We start from the raw sequence: 18,367 nt of genomic DNA, 5'->3' as shown, positions 1-18,367 counted from the left end.
TCATTAGACTTTGCTTTTCGCTATTTTTTATCCAACAAAAAAAGTACCTTTATCTTAGTTCGAAGATTATTTTGAAGCATGATTACACCACCATTATTGGCTAAGGGTAACACCGTTGGAATCGTATCCACAGCCCGAAAGATTTCCAAACTAGAACTGGCGCCATTATTACAACTCCTTACCGATTGGGGATTACACTATAGATTGGGCAATACCATAGATGCCGAAGATCATCAATATGCGGGCAATGATGCGTTGCGAGCAAGGGATTTTCAAGAAATGATGGACGATCCTTCCATTCATGCCATTTGGTGCGCTCGTGGGGGTTACGGAACGGTTCGTATCATCGATGCTTTGGATTTCTCCAACTTCGAACAGCATCCAAAATGGATCATTGGGTATAGTGATGTGACCGTACTTCATAGTCATGTTCACAATTTGGGAATAGAGACCCTACATGCCAATATGGCCATAGAAATAGATGCTAAAACCGAGGCTACCCGTAGTGGAATTCGTAATGTGCTGTTTGGCCAAAGCCATAGGATTCAATATGAAATGAAATCCGATTTTCATCGGAAGGGTATGGCAGATGGTAAGTTGGTAGGAGGTAATCTATCACTCCTGTATGCATTATTGGGGAGTCCTTCGGATATTGAAACGGATGGAAAAATCCTGTTCATTGAAGATTTGGACGAGATGCTCTATCATATCGACCGAATGATTCAAAACCTAAAACGAAACGGAAAACTGAAGCATATAAAAGCCTTGATTGTGGGGGGAATGAACGATATGAAAGACAATACCATTCCTTTTGGGAAAACGGCCGAAGAGATCATCTGGGAAGCCGTTAACGAATACGATTATCCCATCTGTTTCGGATTTCCTGCAGGTCATATTCAAGATAACCAACCCTTGGTTTTAGGGCGAACGGTTCGTTTGCAGGTAGAAGATTCTGGAGTATCCCTTCAATTTTAATACGAAGAAGCATGGCATATCATAATGAATTGGGGAAATTGGGGGAGGAACTTGCGGTGCAATATTTACTGAAGCAGGATTACGCCATTTTGGAACGTAATTTCCGCTACGACAAAGCCGAAATAGATATCATTGCAGCAAAGGGAGATGAAATTGTCATCGTTGAGGTGAAAACAAGAAATAGCGCTGCCTTCGGAAATCCACAAGAATTCGTAACCGCTTCGAAAATAAAATTACTGGTGAAGGCTGCCAATGAGTATATGGTCTCTCAGCATTTGGATAAGGAAGTTCGGTTCGATATTATCGCCGTGCTAAAAAATAAAACCACAGAAAAAGTGGAGCACTATCCCAACGCCTTCTATCATTTTTAAAGGTATGTTAAAGTCCCCTTCATTTATGTTTATAGCGTGTGTTTGTACCCAGACGTACGTTCAATTTCGTTAAAACTGGTACTTTTACAGGAAACAATCCTGCCACGAATGTTTGAGCTGATCGACGTCATTATACTCATCGGAATTAGCCAAGGAATCTTCCTTATGCTTACCATTTTACGGATTCCGCAGGCTAATAAAAGAGCCAATTCCATTCTGGCATTACTTATCGGGATCGCTACCCACATGCTTATTGGAAGGGTATTGATGGTACGTTTCCTTACCAAAGCCACATTCTTTTATTCTTGGATATTCGATATTCCCCTGTATCTATTTGGCCCACTTCTTTTTCTGTATACCTCGCGATTGTTATTTCAGAATAAGGAGAACAAACGATTTCCACTCTGGCATTTTTTACCGGGAGCCTCTTTTTTGGTATTGACCTTAACCCTTTTTATAGTATATAATCCAGATACCTATTATGAAGCCTATTTGAAAGGGACCTTTAAAACGCTCTTTAATTTAATTTTCGTTTCGGCCATAGGATCCAATCTAATCTATTTAATAAAGTCCTTCGGAATGCTCAGAAAGTTTAAAAAAGCATCCAAAGAATCCTTTTCCTTCGACCAGAATCCGGTGAGTTACCTTACCTATTTCTTATCGGCCATTCTACTTATCATCGTGATATGGGCCCTTGGTTTTGTGAACAATTCGCTGTTCGATCGTTTTTTCAATTTTTTCAGCTACGATTTGGTCTGGGCTGTGATTCCAGCCTTCATCTTCGTGATTGGATATTACAGTTTAAAACAACCCGATCTGTTTCGCGTAATTCAAGAAAAGGAGACCAAGGTTCAGAAAAAGAGACTAACAGAAACGGAGTCGTCCTTACTTCAGAAGAGGCTTGATCAATTAATGAAGGACGAGAAGATCTATTTGGAAAGCGAGCTTACCTTGACCGAAGTTTCCAAAAGATTGCAAACCTCGAGTAACAATCTTTCTTGGTTGCTCAACAACGTCTATCAAACCACTTTCTATGATTTTATCAATACCCACAGAATAAATGAGTTCATTAAAAAGGTAGAAAACCAAGAACATCTTCAGCATACTATTTTGGCCTTATCGTTCGATGTAGGATTTAAATCCAAGTCCACGTTCAACAAAGCATTTAAGCTTACCATGAACGATACCCCTAGCAACTACATAAAAAAACATCGGGCGGCTTAATCTTTACGTTTGTCTGTATCCACACGGTCGATTCGCACCCTTCCTGAAAGTAGGTTTGTAGAAACATTAAACTTTCAGGATTATGAAATTAAAAATTATCACTTTTTGTATGTGTGCGTTGGCTTCCCTATGGGCCCATGCACAGACCGTAACCACTTTTTCACAGGGGACGCCCGATGATGCTATTGTCTTGGATAGCAACGGGAACATTTATTGCTCCCAATATACGGGAGATACCGTTTTTAAGTTTACCCCCGCGGGCGATGTAGAATCTTTTGTAACAGGTCTCAATACCCCAAACGGACTAGAGTTTAATTCCAACGACGAATTGTACGTATGCGATGGTCAAGGCAATACGATTTACAGATTCGATAGTAGCGGTACTGAAATCGATTCCTACCCCATTAGTGGGCATCCTTCGGGAATCATTAAGTTCCTGGATGAAGAAACCATGTATTTTACAAGATTCATTGGTAATACTATCAATATTTTGGAAACCGATGGCACCATTACCACTTTCTCCAGTGATGCAGACCTTAATGGACCTGTGGGATTGGCCATGGATGGAAACGGCACCCTGTACGTTGGGAATTACACGGATCGAAAGATTTTCAGGGTTTTGGGTAATGGGGATTTGGAGTATATCGCACAACTACCTTCAGAAGCAGGGGCTTTCCCCAATCTTGGCTTTATTACCTATGCCCAAGGGAAAATATGGGGTACGGTTTTAGGAAGTCACAAAATCTATTGTGTAGATCCCGATCTTGTTGATGTATACACCGTATTTACGGGAAGTACTCAAGGGAGTATGGACGGTGATATTTCTGAAGCCACATTTTCTTTGCCCAACGGAATCGCATTTAATGATGCTGGGGATACCATGTATGTCACGGATTTCGGGCCGAAAAACCTTCGGATTATTTCAGGAATATTAAGCACGGAAGAATCCCAATTGCAGAACAGCATATTGAGATTGTCTCCCAATCCAGCCCAAGATCGTTTGGTATTGGAAGGCGATCTGAATGAAGGAACCTATACAGTATCAATGTATACGATTTCTGGCCAGTTGCTGTCTGAAATGTCGATTAGTTCTTTTGGAAACCGGATTTCTGAAGAATTGAATATTTCCAATTTGCAAGCGGGCGTGTATTTGGTAAAGATTTCTGATGGGGCAAGCACTGTGACCCAAAGAATGATCAAAAAGTAAAAATCGACGTCCTTAAAAAGTATACTTGTATACAATTACACCTTACCTCCAAAGGTAAATACTACTTTTGCGGTATTAATCCATAGCGTGTGTACGAGTTTACTTTTTTGGATGTTGTTTTAATTGCGGGACTCTCCCAAGGGATATTTTTGGCACTATCCCTCCGATTGCTGAAAGAACGGAATAAGCAAGCGAATGCTGTTTTGGTTTGGATATTGAGCATCTCTGTCCTAATGCTCTTAGGAAAGCTATCCTTATTCCGTTTTAAAGTGGAATGGATATGGTATGTGGCACTTTTTGTGGACTCGGTCATTTTCCTAATTGGCCCACTCATCTATATGTATGTACGGCGGTTGACATTTCAGGAAAATCCTGCATTCACGGTTTCATGGCCACATTACATTCCCACCATTATACATGTTATTTACTTTTTCTGGTATTTCAGTCTTTCAAGGGAAACGTTGCAAGAATGGCACCAGACGGGAAGGATCAATTATTTCTATTTCGGTTTTGAGTTGTTAGGATTACTTTCCTTTGCCTATTATTGGATCATTTCCGCTGGTGTTTTCAAAAAATTCAATCGACTAAAAACCGATGAGTTTTCCAATCCCCAACAAGTATCTAAGTTTCTAAAGGTATTTCTGGGGAGTTTGGGATTGTGCCTATTGTTCTGGGTTTTCAGTTTTTTGAACAGTAACTTTTTCTTTTATGACATTCCTTATCTAAGTTACTTATCCCTATGGATTTCCATACCCGTATTCATCTATGCCGTGGGATACTACAGCTTACGTCAGCCAGAAATTTTCAGGATTCCCTTACCAAAACCCAAAGAGGTCAGGGCCCGTTTAAAACCGGAGGAAATTCAACAGCTCAAGAAACGACTCCAGTATTTTATGCACGAAGAATCTGTGTTTTTGGATCCTGCGATTACCCTAAAAACTCTTTCGGAAAAACTCCATACCACCCCCAATAATCTTTCGTGGTTCCTCAATAATGTCTATCACAGTAGTTTTAGTGATTACATCAACAAAATGCGCATTGAACGGTTTTTGGAAAAAGTAGCCAACGGCGAACACCTCAAGAAAACCCTACTGGCTTTAGCCATGGAAGTAGGTTTTAATTCCAAATCCAATTTCAATAAAGTCTTCAAAGCCCAAAAAGGGGAACCTCCTTCTTCTTACATTAAGAAAAAAAGCGTCGCATAAGGTGCCATTGTGTACAATGTGTCGATTGGAAGGGTGTCCGGTCATAGTTTCGTTTAAAATTTTTAAAAATAGAGACTATGACTTCAAAATTGATACTACTAATTTCATTCGTATCCATTAGCTGGCTAAAAGCCCAAACCGTTTCTACCGTAACCGAGGGAACGATAACCGATGGCTTGGGGATCGACTCCCAAGGGAATATCTATGGCTCGGATTTCGGAGGGGATACCGTATATAAATACAATCCCACCACCGGAGAGGTAAGCGTTTTTCAAACAGGGTTTTCCAATCCCAATGGAATTGGGGTGAACTCCGACGATGAGGTGTTTGTTTGCGATCATACGGGTAATACGATATACATGTACGATACTTCAGGGAATTTATTGGACACTTTCACGGGATTCACTACTCCCACGGGTATTAAGGAAACGCCAGATATGGATGGCTATATGTTGGTGGTAGAATACCAAGCCAATAGAATTAAACTGTTGGATGCAGATATTGGAGACGTGGAGGTTTTGGTCTCTGGATCGCCGCTCAACGGTCCAGCGGGTATTGCTTATATTGGGAACACTCCTTATATTGGAAATTTTAATGATCGCAAGATCTTTAGACTCGATAATTATGATACCCTTGTTGAAATCGCTCAGCTTCCAGCGACGGCTGCAGGTAGTAACTTTTTAGGATTTCTCACGGCCAAAGGAGGATTTCTATTTGCCACACAATTGGGTGAACACAAAATATACCGAATCGATCCTGTTTCTGGTGAGGTAGTTCTTTTTGCTGGGAGTGTTGCTGGCGGTGATGACGGCCCATTAGAAGATGCCACATTCAATCTTCCCAACGGAATATTGGCCGATGAAGCCAACGACCGCTTGTACATTAGTGATGCTCAGCCTAAGAACCTTCGCATCATAGATGGGGTAACCTTAGGGGCCAATGACAATCGAATTATAATAAACGAACTGAAATTATTTCCAAACCCGCCCCAAGATGCGCTCATGTTGCAAGGAAAGTTACCTGCTGGGGCGTATCAAGTATTTGTGTACGATACCCTTGGAAGTCGTTTACTCTCTCAAAAGATGGACGTATTGCAAGGTCAGATATATTCAGAGATAGATGTTTCCCGATTGCCTTCAGGAACCTACGTATTGGAACTATCGAAAGGGAACATTGCCATTTCAAAGAAATTCGTGAAATAAATTCCGAACCACAAATGAGACCGTAGATTTAGGGTTACTTCACGGTCATTTACTGAGCAATCATTTCAACAAGTTCGGATAATCCTGATGGCTTTGCTGTCAGGATTTTGTTTTCATCCAACAAGAAGAAAGTAGGTGTTTGGGATATGCTAAATGACTTTGCAATGGTATTCTCCCACTTACCCAAACCGAGAACGTGTTGAAATTCGGGATAACGCAGCGTTTCGTTTTTCCAATCGAATTTGTTGTCTTCAATTCCCACAGCGATCACCTTATATTTCTTTTGATCTAGGGTATTGACAAATTTTTGCAGCTTTGGCAACTCCTTTAAACAGTGAGAACAGGTGCTACTCCAAAAGACCAGAATGTAGTTTTCTGCCACATCATATTCGTACAAATGCTGCATTTTTATCTTACCGTTATTCTCTACTTCCCAAGAAAAATCCGGCACTTTAATACCTATAGAAGTTCGTCTATAGTTTTCCAACTTCGAAACAATTTCGGTTTCGCCCAAGGTATTACACAATTGCAGTAGGTATTTTTCGGTGAGGTAATTCGCGCTTCTTGGCATTTCCTGAAGTACCAATTTTCCCCAAAGCTGATACAATATGTTTTTCTGAAAGGTCTGATCACTGTTCTGAACCAAATTGATAATGGCATCCAATTCACGATAGGAGGCTATTTCCGTTTCCAAGGAAAAGGTTCCGATGTACTTCATGAATCGATTGAGTACAAAACTTGAATTTTGAAGGACCGGATTGTTAGGGTCCAAAAACTTGAAATAAGTCTGCCTTCTATTCTCCTCGTAACTTTCCTTGGATTCAAATGCCGAAGGTATGTACGTTCGGGAGGCTACTATAAAACTTTCCGAATAGGTCCCCTTCAAGGCCTCTTCGGCAGTATTTTGAAGTTGGGTTTTTCGCGCGAAAAGCTCCATGATTTTTGTTTCATCAACCGGTTCCGAAGCGTAGGCGTCCGAAATTTCCTGATCCAAAAGGAATTTATTGAACAAATACTCCTGGAAGACTTTGTTCTCTTCGGGAGCTGTAAAGGAAAGACGCTTTCCTTTGGAAAAAGTCAACTCAATGTCTTCTTCTCCGTTGTAGATCACATCAAAATTGAGTTCCTCCTGTGGGATACCGTATACCAACTTGTACACTCCTTTGGTCACGGTCGAATCGAGTGTTAGGGAGAATTTTCCATCGGTCACCTTGCCATCGACAACATATCTAAAACTGTCGGAATTTACCTTATACAATATGCACCAAGAAAATTCATCGGCCGGGGTAAAAGTCCCGGAAATGGTGTGTTGTGCAAAATTTAAGGTCGGAATTAATAGTAGAACAAGTAAAATTTTCTTCATCGTAATCGTAAATATAGCAAACTCTTAGTAACAATGGTTATGCCAAAAACTGGCGCAGGCGGTGCAATATTTCATCCACCTTTGTTGCATTTTCTATAGTGAGTAATAATCGAAGCCCATTTCGGGTCTGTTTTTCCTTCATTTTTACCAATTGAGGATAGCGTTGTACCACATTCAGAATCTTTCCGAAGGTATCTGTCTGATAGAAATCACTCTGCTGATCGCTAATAAAATACCCTACAAAACGTCCCTTTTTCATTACCACGCGTTCCAGTCCCATGGTAATGGCCAACCACTTTATGCGGACACTGTTCAATAAGTCGGTAACGGGCTGAGGTAAGGCCCCAAAACGGTCTATTAGATCGGCTTCAAACTTTTGTAGCTCGGCTTCCTCTTTCAATTCACCCAATCGGTTGTAGAGATTAAGGCGCTCTGTAATATTGTTTACATAGTCGTCCGGGAACAGCAATTCGAAATCGGTATCCAAAGTCGTTTCCTTCAAGAAGCTTTTCTTTTCATGTTCCGTTCCGGCATAGAGATCTTTAAATTCTTTCTCCTTCAGCTCATCAATCGCTTCCGAAAGTATTTTTTGGTAGGTTTCGAACCCGATTTCATTAATAAATCCACTTTGTTCACCTCCTAGAAGATCTCCGGCACCACGTATTTCCAAGTCCTTCATAGCAATATTGAATCCACTACCCAATTCTGTAAATTGCTCCAAAGCCGTGATTCGCTTACGGGCCTCCTCCGTCATGGCGGAGTAAGGCGGTGTTATAAAGAAACAGAAGGCCTTTTTGTTGCTCCTTCCCACACGGCCCCGCATTTGGTGTAGGTCACTTAACCCGAAGTTATTTGCATTGTTAATGAAAATCGTATTGGCATTGGGAACATCCAAACCGCTTTCAATAATAGTGGTAGATACTAGCACATCGAACTCATTGTTCATGAAACTGAGCATGAGCGACTCTAGCTTTTTCCCTTCCATTTGTCCATGGCCAATTCCAATTTTCGCATCGGGAAGCAGACGTTGTAGCATTCCCGCCACTTCTTTTATGTTCTCGATCCGGTTATGCACAAAGTATACTTGTCCGCCACGTGAAATCTCGTAGCGAATGGCATCCCGGATGATTTCTTCACTAAACCGGATCACTTGTGTTTCTACAGGATAACGGTTGGGAGGCGGGGTGGTGATGACACTCAAATCCCTAGCGGCCATTAAACTGAACTGTAATGTTCTTGGGATCGGCGTAGCCGTAAGCGTAAGGGTATCTACATTTTCCTTTATGGTCTTCAATTTGTCCTTTACCGCAACACCAAACTTTTGCTCTTCATCAATAATTAAAAGTCCGAGGTCTTTAAACTCTACCGCCTTATTTACCAATTGATGTGTGCCTATGACAATATCCAATCGGCCACTTTTTAGATTTTCCAACACCTCTCGCCGTTGCTTGGTCGATCGGAAACGATTCAGGTAGTCCACATTCACCGGCATTTCCTTTAATCGCTCGCTAAAGGTTTTAAAATGCTGGAAGGCCAAAATAGTAGTTGGCACCAATACGGCAACCTGTTTACCGTTGTCCACTGCCTTAAAAGCAGCGCGAATGGCGACTTCAGTTTTTCCAAAACCAACGTCTCCGCAAACCAGTCGATCCATAGGGCGCTCGCTTTCCATGTCCCGTTTAACATCGGCTGTAGATGAAATCTGATCGGGGGTATCTTCGTAAATGAAGGAAGATTCCAACTCATGCTGTAGATAACTGTCTGGATCATATTGAAATCCTTTCTGCAGACGCCTTTTGGCGTATAATTCGATAAGGTTAAAGGCAATTTCCTTAACCCGTTTTTTGGTTTTCTGCTTGAGTTTTTTCCAGGCAGCACTCCCTAACTTGTAGATTTTGGGAGTGGTGCCGTCCTTTCCGTTGTACTTGGAAATCTTGTGCAAGGAGTGAATGCTGAGGTACAAAATGTCCCGCTCCCCGTAAACCAATTTAATGGCCTCTTGGGTCTTTCCTTCCACTTCTATTTTTTGAAGTCCTCCAAATTTCCCAATCCCATGATCTATATGCGTAACATAATCACCCACTTCCAAATTGGTAAGTTCCTTTAAGGTAATGGCCTGCTTCTTGGCGTATCCGTTTTTGAGTTGGAATTTATGGTAGCGTTCAAAGATTTGGTGATCGGTATAACAAACGTTCTTCCCATGGTGATCTATAAATCCTTGGTATAATGGAAAAACAACGGTCTCGAAGGCATCTACATGTTGTTCTGCGTCTTCAAAAATGTCGTGAAAACGCTTTGCCTGCGCCTCACTACTACAGAAGATATAATTGGTATAACCCTTCTCCGTATTGGAGTTCAAATCTTCAATCAACAAGTTGAATTGCTTATTGAAAGAAGGCTGAGGCGCTATATTAAATGTAATATTGCTTTGTAACGATGAATCCTTTTTATTGTTGAGATAAACAGAGGTGAATTCTGAAAGTTGGTCTTTTAATAAGGTGGAAGTACAGAACAAATCTTCCGGCGGACTTACTTTCACTTCCCCTTGATTCTCATGATAGGCATCGATAGCTTTTTGGAAAAGCTTGTCGATACTTCCGCTCAACAATTCTTCGTTTTTTAGTACGATGACCGTCTTACCGGCTATGTATTTTAGAAAGCTGGCTCGTTTTTCATCCAAAAACTTGTTTTCCACATTGGGGATGATCGAAATTTTCTTCAAGGTTTCCAACGAAAGCTGAGTCTCCACATCGAAGGTGCGGATACTTTCTACCTCGTCCCCAAAGAATTCAATACGGTACGGCTCGTCATTACTGAAACTGAATACATCCAGAATTCCCCCACGAACGGAAAATTCCCCGGGCTCGGTAACAAAGTCCGTGCGTTTAAACTGATATTCGAACATCACCTCATTCACAAAGTCGATGGAAACTTCATCTCCTACGGCAATCTTCAAGGTGTTTCGTTCCAACTCCTTTCGTGTCACCACCTTTTCGAATAATGCTTCGGGATAGGTTACAATAAGCGCTGGTTTCTTGCGCGAGTTGATTCGGTTCAGTACTTCCGATCGAAGCAACACATTGGCGTTGTCGGTTTCCTCAATTTGGTAGGGCCTACGATAACTTCCTGGATAAAAAAGCACGTTTTGGTCTCCCAACAGATTTTCTAAGTCGTTCAAGTGATAGGCCGCTTCTTCCTTATCGTTCAGGATGAACAGAAAAGGCAATTCGGCTTGCTTATAAACTTCGGCAATACTGAGGGGAAGGGAAGACCCTACTAAGCCGGAAACGGGAATGTTTTTTTCTTTTTGGGCAATAGCGTCCCCTAGTTTTCGGACTTCCGAAGACTGATCAAAAAGCGATCGAACAAGGGCTTTGCTCATAGCCCGGCAAAGATAATGGAGTCAATCATTATATAAAACAGGAAACCAATTTTTCTAATTCGGATTGGGTGTTGTATAAATGACAGGACACGCGAACGGCATTTCCGCGATAGGAAACAAAGATCCCAGCTTCTTGAATTATTTGCTGAAGGGCTTCCATTTGCGATACATCCGGCAAATAAATACCAAACAAATGATGCGTTCTATACGCCGCATCCTCTACGAAATAGCCTGCGTCTTGTAACTGCTGTAAAGGGCCTTCACTAATGCTTTTGCAATATTCCTGAATGCGTTCGGGTTGCCATTCCAATAACTGTCGAATCCCTTCAATAAGCATAGGGGTAAGGATAAAGTTGCTCGACTCCCCTACATCGTAGCGCACCGCTTTGGGTTTCATGGCGTAATTGTAATTGACCAGATTCCTGAAATCTTCGCTCCCAACATGGTTCATCCAATTATTTTCAATCGGCGTTCCTTCGTAGAAACGTTCCCCATAGTAAGCCACGCCCAAAGAATAAGGCCCCAAGAGCCATTTATATCCACCACAAATGAGGGCATCGGGGCGTATTTTTTCTACGGAAAAAGGCAGTACACCCACACTTTGTGTACCATCAATGATGAGGTAGGCACCTACTTCATCCGTCTTTTCTCGAATCTTTTCCAGATCGAATCGGGTTCCATCGGCCCAATGGGCGTGGGGCAGGGCTACGACTTTGGTGGTGCGTTGAATAGCCTCCAAAATGAGGTCATTCCACCGCCGCCCTCGGCCTGCTGCTATGGGGGGTGCAGCAATGGTATGAATGACCACGCCTTTATCTTCTTCCAAAGCTTTCCAAGCATAAAAGTTACTGGGAAATTGTTCTTCCAAAACCACAATGCCGTCTCCTTCATCAAAGGGAATATTAGCCAACGCATTGGCAATACCGTAGGAAACCGAAGGGATAATGGCGATACTTTTAGGATCGTCTGCATGGATCAATTCCGCAAAATGGGAACGAAGCACTTCTTTTTCGGTAAAGAAATCTGCTGCCGTAATCTCAAAAGGCCTTGATTTGCGTTTTAAGTTCTCAATACCAATCTGCTCGACCGACTTCAATTGCGGTCCCATATAGGCATTGTTTAAGTAAATAGGGTTTTCGGGAAGATTAAAAAGGTGTTTCTGGTTTTCTAGCATAGTTTTATCGGGTATTCGAAACACAGACCACTTCGTTTTCTACGATGGCGTACACACGATCCTCCTTCGTTGGGGTGAGTCGGTGCTTCCCTGTAAAGATACCAAAAGCGGGAAGGATAAGTTGATTTTCCGAAATAAAGAAACAGGATAAAGTAGCCGCTTGTCCGCCACCACCGCGCATACGAACGGCAGGATGAATATGACCGCAAATATTGAAGGCCGATTCTATATCCTCGGGATGATGTGTAAAGCAAAAAGGTCCTTCTTCCAGCTCTTCTTTCACAGGGATCCCCAAGGCTTCAAATTTATGATCCGCAATGATATCGTGATTGCCCTGCACTAAAATCATATCGCAAGGTGTTTGCTGCACCCACTCTTCAAAAACGAACCATTCGGCATTGAGATAACTGTGAAATAGATCACCCAAAAAGTAGATGGATTTGGGTTGTAATTGCGAAATAACTGTATTCAATCTTTCAAAATTGGTGTCCGCAATATGAGGGGGAACCGCCAGTCCATTTTTTCTGAAATGGGCAATCTTTCCCAAATGGACGTCGGCAATAAGCAAGGTAGATTTCTCCTTCCAAAGGGCAGCGCCCGAAGGATGCAACACAAAATTCTGATTGGCTATTTGAACGTTCTCGGTCATTTATCGAACTGCAATTTCATCTTTTTAATACGATCACTCAACTTTTCGGAGGTTAATTTGCTTCGCAGTCGATCGGTAATGATGGGAAAGCTAAACGGTGTCGGTTTATCGCATTGTTTCCAGAGAATGTCTTGAGTGGCAATACGTTCTAGAACTTTTTGCAATCGCCCTACCTCCAACTCGTGCTCATACATTTCGGTATAGGCTTGCTGGTATAATAAATTGTCGGGCTCGTAATCCCGAAATACATCGAACAACAATTGGCTATTGCTTTGCAAATGTTTGGTCTTTATGATCTTGTTGGGATACCCTTGAAATACAAGTCCACTAATTACGGCTACATCGCGAAACTTCCGTCGGGCCAGCTCACTTGAGTTTACTCCTTTGGCCAAATCGGAAAGGGCATCTTGGGTCGTGAGCAGATCATTATCCAGCAACGATTGAATGTCAATCTCCTGATCGCTTAACAGCTCAAACCCATAATCGTTATAGGCCAAACTGAAACTAATGGGTGATAGGAGACTCATTCTATAAGCCAATAAATTACTCATGGCCTCGTGTACTTTTCTTCCTTCAAACGGATAGAAAAGCGCGTGATATCCTTCTCTAGTGGCAAAGGTTTCGATCAAAAATTCATGAGCTCTCGGCACTACAGATTCCCATTGCTGTCTTTCGAAAATGGGATCCATGGCTTTCAATTCTCTAGTTCTAAGGGCCTCCACTTCGTTTTGCAGCTCTTCCCTTAGGATCTTACTCATTTGGGAAGAAAGGGGCAATCGGCCACCCATAAAACTTACCACTTTAGAAGTGCGCTTACTCGATCTTCGAACCTGTGCTACCATTTGTCGAAGACGAACCAATTCGAGGGTACGTCCTGCAAAGACAAAACTGTCGCCTGGCTTCATTTTTCCAATGAACCATTCTTCTATGGTTCCTATAAATCCACCCGTTACATATTTCACCATCATCATGGCGTCGCTTACAATTGTGCCGATGGATAATCGATGCATCATGGCAATTCTTCTGCTTTCCACCTTGAAAAGCCCCGCTTTCACTTCTACCCGTTTGTATTCGTCATAGGCCTTGAGACTTTGACTTCCCAATGTGATGAAGTTGAGGCACCATTGCCATTGCTCTTCGGTAATACCTTGGTAGCAAAAGGTGTTTTTTACTTCTTTAAAAATTTCGTCTGGGATAAAACCATCACTCACAGCAAGTGTCACCAAATACTGAATGAGCACATCGAAACTAAGCAAGAAAGGGGTTCGTGCTTCCATCACGTTTTCTTTAACGGCTCGTTTCAAGGCCGAAGCTTCTACCAATTCCAACGCATGGGTGGGTAAAAAATGAATGACCGAGGTTTCTCCAGGGCGGTGATTGCTTCGTCCGGCGCGTTGTAAGAATTTGGCAATTCCTTTAGGGCCTCCTATCTGGACAATGGTTTCTACAGGAGCAAAATCGACTCCTAAATCCAAACTGGAAGTGGCTACCACTGCCTTAAGTGATTCGTTGCGAATGGCCTGTTCTACCCACAATCGGGTTTCCTTGGAAATACTGCCATGGTGCATGGCTATTTCTCCTGCCAATTCGGGATGTTTTTCCAGTAATTTCTGAAACCAGATTTCGCATTGTCCGCGCGTATTGGTGAAAATAATTGTCGTCTTACTTTTCTCGATGATTTTTACTAAATCCTCTAATAGATGCAATCCGATATGCCCCCTCCAAGGGAAGGTCTCCATTTCCTTCGGAATCATAGAGTGTACCCGCACCTTTTTCTTATGTCTCGCCCGTATGAGGACAGATTGCTTCTGAATAGGATCGTCCATTCCGAAAAGTACTTGTTGGGCTTCTTCCAAATTCCCAATGGTAGCGGAAATTCCCCATATGCGTAAATCGGTAGAGATGGTTTTTAGACGGGATAAGGCCAATTCCATTTGTACGCCACGCTTGCTTCCCAAAAGTTCGTGCCATTCGTCCACCACCACGGCCGTGAGTGTTTTAAACATCTTATCATATCCCTTAGAAGCAAGTAATAGCATAAGACTCTCTGGTGTTGTGATAAGCAGGTCGGGCATTTGCCTTTTTTGCTTTGCTCGTTCTGCTTGCGAAGTATCGCCAGTACGTATCCCTACCGTTAGGCCAGTACCCATTTCATCCGCAAAGCGCTGGGCGGCCTGTTTAATTTCTACTGACAAGGCCCTAAGGGGAGTAATCCAAATGGCTTTGAGCCCTTTGGGCTTTTTTGTAGCGTATTCCGGATTTTTCTTGATGTAATTAAGTACAATAGGAACCCATAGGGCATAGGTTTTTCCACTTCCCGTGGGAGCGTTTAGTAATCCATGCTTTCCCTGTAAAAAGGCTTTCCAGGTCTTTTTCTGAAAAGGGAATGCCTGCCATTCCTGCTGTTGAAACCAGCCTTCCGCCCATTGTATGAGTTCGGTCTGATTCATTCTGGGATGAGGTTTTTGAGGTCTTGTAGGGTGTTGGCTTCTTCAATAGGCTTGTCCTTTCGCCAGCGTAAAATTCTGGGAAATCGAGTAGCGACTCCACTCTTATGACGGCTACTTTTGGCGATGCCTTCAAAAGCAATTTCGAAAACATGGAAAGGAGTTACACTTCGAACCGGTCCAAAACGTTCCAAAGTGTTCTTTTTAATCCAAGCATCTACTTCCTTCAATTCTGCATCCGTTAACCCAGAATAAGCCTTGGCAAAGGTCACCAATTGCCCTTCATGCCACAGGCCAAAAGTGTAATCGGTAAAGAGATTGGCCCTTCTTCCATGTCCGCGCATAGCATAGGTGAGTACAGCATCTATGGTAAAGGGATTGGTCTTCCATTTCCACCAATCACCCTTTTTTCGACCCACTAAATAAGGGGAGTCTTTTCGTTTTATCATTAAGCCCTCACTTCGTTTTTCGCGAGCACGTTCTCGTTCGGAAGCAGCCGCTTCCCAGGTTTCGAACTGCATACTACCGCTAAGGTATAGATGGTTTTCTTTTGAATTGACTTTGGAAATAAGCTGCTCCAACAATTTTCTTCTTTCCGCAAAAGGGCACGAACGAATATCCTCACCATTCCATTCCAATAGGTCATAGGCAGTGAGGATCACAGGAATTTTCTGCAGGAGGCTTTTGGATACATTCTTTCGGCCAATTCGGGTTTGTAACTGATTGAAATCGCCAATCCTTCCTTCAGGAAAAGGCAGTATTTCGCCGTCCAATACGGTTCCGTTGGGAACCACTTCCAAGAACTTTTGGAATTCAGGATACTTATCGGTCACCAATTCTTCGCCTCGTGACCAAACAAAGACTTCATCATTTCGTATAATGACTTGCGCTCTAATACCGTCCCATTTGTGTTCGAAACTCCAATCTTGAATGTCTCCCAGTTGCTCCTGGAAATCGTCTTCTACCGCATACGCCAAGTAAAAGGGATAGGGCTTACTGAGGTAATCGCTCTCGTGTTCCTCCAAAATAAGTTGCTGAAAAGTGGTCGTAGGTGGCGTCCAACTCCCCATGAGTTTATAGGCCAAAATATCTTCGTCTATTCCCGTGGCTTTGGACAGGGCTCGTGTCATAAGTTTTTGGCTCACACCAATACGGAATCCCCCGGTGATGATCTTATTGAATACAAAACGTTCGTAGTAATTCAGTGAAAGCCAATTTTCATGCAGGTAGGCTTTTTTGGCTGATTCAGGAAGTTCCCGTAGTTCGATGATTTCGGCAATGAACTCAGAAAGGGACTTGTCGGTCTTTCCCTTTGAGGAGGGAACAATCAAGGCAATGGTTTCGGCCAGATCCCCGACAATGTGATAACTCTCTTCGAATAACCATAATGGAATATGGCTCAGTTCGGTGGCCCATTCACGAAGCAAAGTGGTATTTACAGGACGTTTTGGACGTCGATGAGAGAGGATAGCAATGGTCCAAAGTTTGTCAGGGTCAGGAGCATTCAAGAAATATTCGGTAAGGGCACCTACTTTTTCATTCGTTTTGTTGGTACTGTCCAATTGCTTTATGAGTTCGGCAAAGCGTTTCATGATGCGCCCTCCTCTTTTTTCGATTCGGCTTCGTTTTGTTCTGCTTCGTATTGGGTGCTTTCGGTACGGGCGTCCAACGCCATTTCTTCCCGCAGATAGCGTGAGAATATTTCGGTATAACCATGGGTGGCGATCACCTTTTCACATCCCGTTTCTTTAACCGCCTGCAAGAGCCCATCCCAATCGGCATGATCGCTGAGTACAAATCCACGATCCAAAGCCCTTCTTCTCCGTGCCCCACGAAAGGTCATCCATCCACTAGCACTAGCTGTTACATTGGGTCCTATTTTCCTCATGAGGGAACTGCCCTGTGCGCTAGGCGGTGCCACTACGATATTGCCAAGGATATCCTCTTTTTTCGTGTTTGCTGTGATAAGTTCGGTAGGAGGTAAGTCATAGTGTTCGCGAAGCACTTGGGTCATTTGTTCCACCGCTCCATGGGTATAGATCTTGCCAATGGAAGTGTCCAGATGTTTCAGGAGGCGTTGGGCCTTTCCCAAACTGTATCCGAAAAGTAAAGAGGTGCGACCCTCATCCTTGTTTCTCGCCCACCAGCCATTGATTTCATTGAAGACATCATCCTGAGGTTCCCATTTAAATGCGGGGAGACCAAAGGTGCACTCGGTAATGAAGGTATGACACTTAATGGGTTCATAGGGCGTGGACAATCCATCATTTTCAATTTTGTAGTCGCCAGTAAAAACCCAAACTTCTCCTTTGTATTCCACCCGTACTTGGGAGGATGCTACGATGTGTCCTGCGGGATGCAAGGAAAAGGTGACTCCATTTATGGTAAAAGTTTCTCCCCATTCCTTCCCCGAAACGGTAATGTCTCCCAACCGATGTTTAATGATGGGGATGTTGTTATGGTGGGTAATATATTGTTTATGTCCCCTTCTACTATGGTCGGAATGACCATGGGTAACTATGCACTTCTCCACAGGTCGCCACGCGTCTATATACACATCGGCCTGTTTGCAATAAATCCCTTTGGAATTGAAAACGAGGAGAGGTTTTGTCATGGAACTTTAAAGGTATTGTTTTGTTCGCTTGTTTTTTGAGATTTATAGGTTTTTTTCCCAACAAAATTGAATCAAATCCGTAGCAATAATTTTATATTTGCAGTATAAAATTACACTATGTCATTCACAGATTTATTTAAGAGCGGAGAACGCAATAGTAATATAGGGCATTTTGCTTCCATCGTAAATATTGCGTCAGCAAATGGGGTAATTAGTGAACCCGAAGAGGAATTGCTAAAACGCTTTGCTACGAAGTTGAACATTAGCGAATCCAAGTATGTCGAAATCCTAAAAAACCCTACGGGATACCCGCTTAATCCGCCCAACTCGGCCGATAAGCGCTTGGAGCGTATGTTGGATTTGTTCAAGATGATTTATGCCGATCAAGTGTTGGACGACGAAGAACGTGATCTTTTGGAGCGTTATGCCATCGGATTAGGATATACCGAGGAGTTGGCTGCTAAATTAATAAAGCGCTCTATCGAAATCTTCAACGGAGGTTTGGATTTGGAAGACTACAGATACTTATTGAACAAAAAATAATAAGGAGATAC

14 protein-coding genes are annotated in these 18,367 nt (G+C 42.7%); 7 read left to right on the top strand and 7 right to left on the bottom strand.

What is annotated here, in order from left to right; translation table 11 throughout:
• Window positions 1–78: 78 nt before the first annotated feature.
• The 6 genes from POV27_RS18365 to POV27_RS18340 all read left to right on the top strand — a co-directional run bounded on the left by POV27_RS18365 (window position 79) and on the right by POV27_RS18340 (window position 6,184).
• Window positions 79–975 carry a S66 peptidase family protein gene (locus POV27_RS18365; protein ID WP_272864254.1) on the top strand — a complete coding sequence of 299 codons (897 nt, stop codon included), beginning with the start codon at window positions 79–81 and terminating at the stop codon, window positions 973–975.
• An 11-nt stretch (window positions 976–986) separates the two neighbouring features.
• A complete protein-coding gene (locus POV27_RS18360) occupies window positions 987–1,346 on the top strand; it encodes a YraN family protein (RefSeq protein WP_272864253.1) in 360 nt (119 codons plus the stop codon).
• A 108-nt stretch (window positions 1,347–1,454) separates the two neighbouring features.
• Complete coding sequence (locus POV27_RS18355) at window positions 1,455–2,570, top strand: helix-turn-helix domain-containing protein (RefSeq protein WP_272864252.1); 1,116 nt, start codon at window positions 1,455–1,457, stop codon at window positions 2,568–2,570.
• 82 nt (window positions 2,571–2,652) lie between these two features.
• A complete protein-coding gene (locus POV27_RS18350) occupies window positions 2,653–3,777 on the top strand; it encodes a virginiamycin B lyase family protein (protein WP_272864251.1) in 1,125 nt (374 codons plus the stop codon).
• An 89-nt stretch (window positions 3,778–3,866) separates the two neighbouring features.
• Window positions 3,867–4,982 (top strand): helix-turn-helix domain-containing protein, encoded by a 1,116-nt coding sequence (locus POV27_RS18345; RefSeq protein WP_272864250.1) that lies wholly within the window; start codon window positions 3,867–3,869, stop codon window positions 4,980–4,982.
• A gap of 77 nt (window positions 4,983–5,059) precedes the next feature.
• Window positions 5,060–6,184, top strand: coding sequence for a T9SS type A sorting domain-containing protein (locus POV27_RS18340; RefSeq protein WP_272864249.1), 1,125 nt, complete (start codon window positions 5,060–5,062; stop codon window positions 6,182–6,184).
• A 49-nt stretch (window positions 6,185–6,233) separates the two neighbouring features.
• Here the strand turns inward: POV27_RS18340 and POV27_RS18335 are convergent, their stop codons facing one another.
• From POV27_RS18335 to POV27_RS18305, 7 genes are read right to left on the bottom strand one after another with little or no spacing between them, the layout of a single operon-like run.
• Window positions 6,234–7,547, bottom strand: a complete 1,314-nt coding sequence (locus tag POV27_RS18335) for a TlpA family protein disulfide reductase (protein WP_272864248.1) — start codon at window positions 7,545–7,547, stop codon at window positions 6,234–6,236.
• Window positions 7,548–7,584: 37 nt separating this feature from the next.
• Complete coding sequence (gene mfd, locus POV27_RS18330; RefSeq protein WP_272864247.1) at window positions 7,585–10,929, bottom strand: transcription-repair coupling factor; 3,345 nt, start codon at window positions 10,927–10,929, stop codon at window positions 7,585–7,587.
• 28 nt (window positions 10,930–10,957) lie between these two features.
• Window positions 10,958–12,103 carry an aminotransferase class V-fold PLP-dependent enzyme gene (locus tag POV27_RS18325; protein WP_272864246.1) on the bottom strand — a complete coding sequence of 382 codons (1,146 nt, stop codon included), beginning with the start codon at window positions 12,101–12,103 and terminating at the stop codon, window positions 10,958–10,960.
• A gap of 4 nt (window positions 12,104–12,107) precedes the next feature.
• Window positions 12,108–12,752: a ligase-associated DNA damage response endonuclease PdeM gene (gene pdeM, locus POV27_RS18320; protein ID WP_272864245.1), complete on the bottom strand. Its 645-nt coding sequence runs from the start codon at window positions 12,750–12,752 to the stop codon at window positions 12,108–12,110.
• On the bottom strand, window positions 12,749–15,202 hold the full coding sequence (locus POV27_RS18315; RefSeq protein WP_272864244.1) for a ligase-associated DNA damage response DEXH box helicase: 2,454 nt from the start codon (window positions 15,200–15,202) through the stop codon (window positions 12,749–12,751). Before POV27_RS18315 ends, pdeM begins: the two co-directional genes overlap by 4 nt.
• Window positions 15,199–16,791, bottom strand: a complete 1,593-nt coding sequence (locus tag POV27_RS18310; RefSeq protein ID WP_272864243.1) for an ATP-dependent DNA ligase — start codon at window positions 16,789–16,791, stop codon at window positions 15,199–15,201. The genes POV27_RS18315 and POV27_RS18310 overlap by 4 nt, the downstream gene beginning before the upstream one ends.
• Window positions 16,788–17,813, bottom strand: a complete 1,026-nt coding sequence (locus tag POV27_RS18305; protein ID WP_272864242.1) for a ligase-associated DNA damage response exonuclease — start codon at window positions 17,811–17,813, stop codon at window positions 16,788–16,790. The genes POV27_RS18310 and POV27_RS18305 overlap by 4 nt, the downstream gene beginning before the upstream one ends.
• 117 nt (window positions 17,814–17,930) lie before the next feature.
• Here POV27_RS18305 and POV27_RS18300 point away from each other — a divergent pair, with 117 nt between their 5' ends.
• Complete coding sequence (locus tag POV27_RS18300; protein WP_272864241.1) at window positions 17,931–18,356, top strand: tellurite resistance TerB family protein; 426 nt, start codon at window positions 17,931–17,933, stop codon at window positions 18,354–18,356.
• Window positions 18,357–18,367: the final 11 nt, after the last annotated feature.

The organism is Aureisphaera galaxeae (genome assembly GCF_028561275.1).
Lineage (GTDB): Bacteria > Bacteroidota > Bacteroidia > Flavobacteriales > Flavobacteriaceae > Aureisphaera > Aureisphaera galaxeae.
The sequence above is the reverse complement of the archived record's forward strand: the minus strand, read 5'-3'. Positions and strand labels throughout refer to the sequence as shown.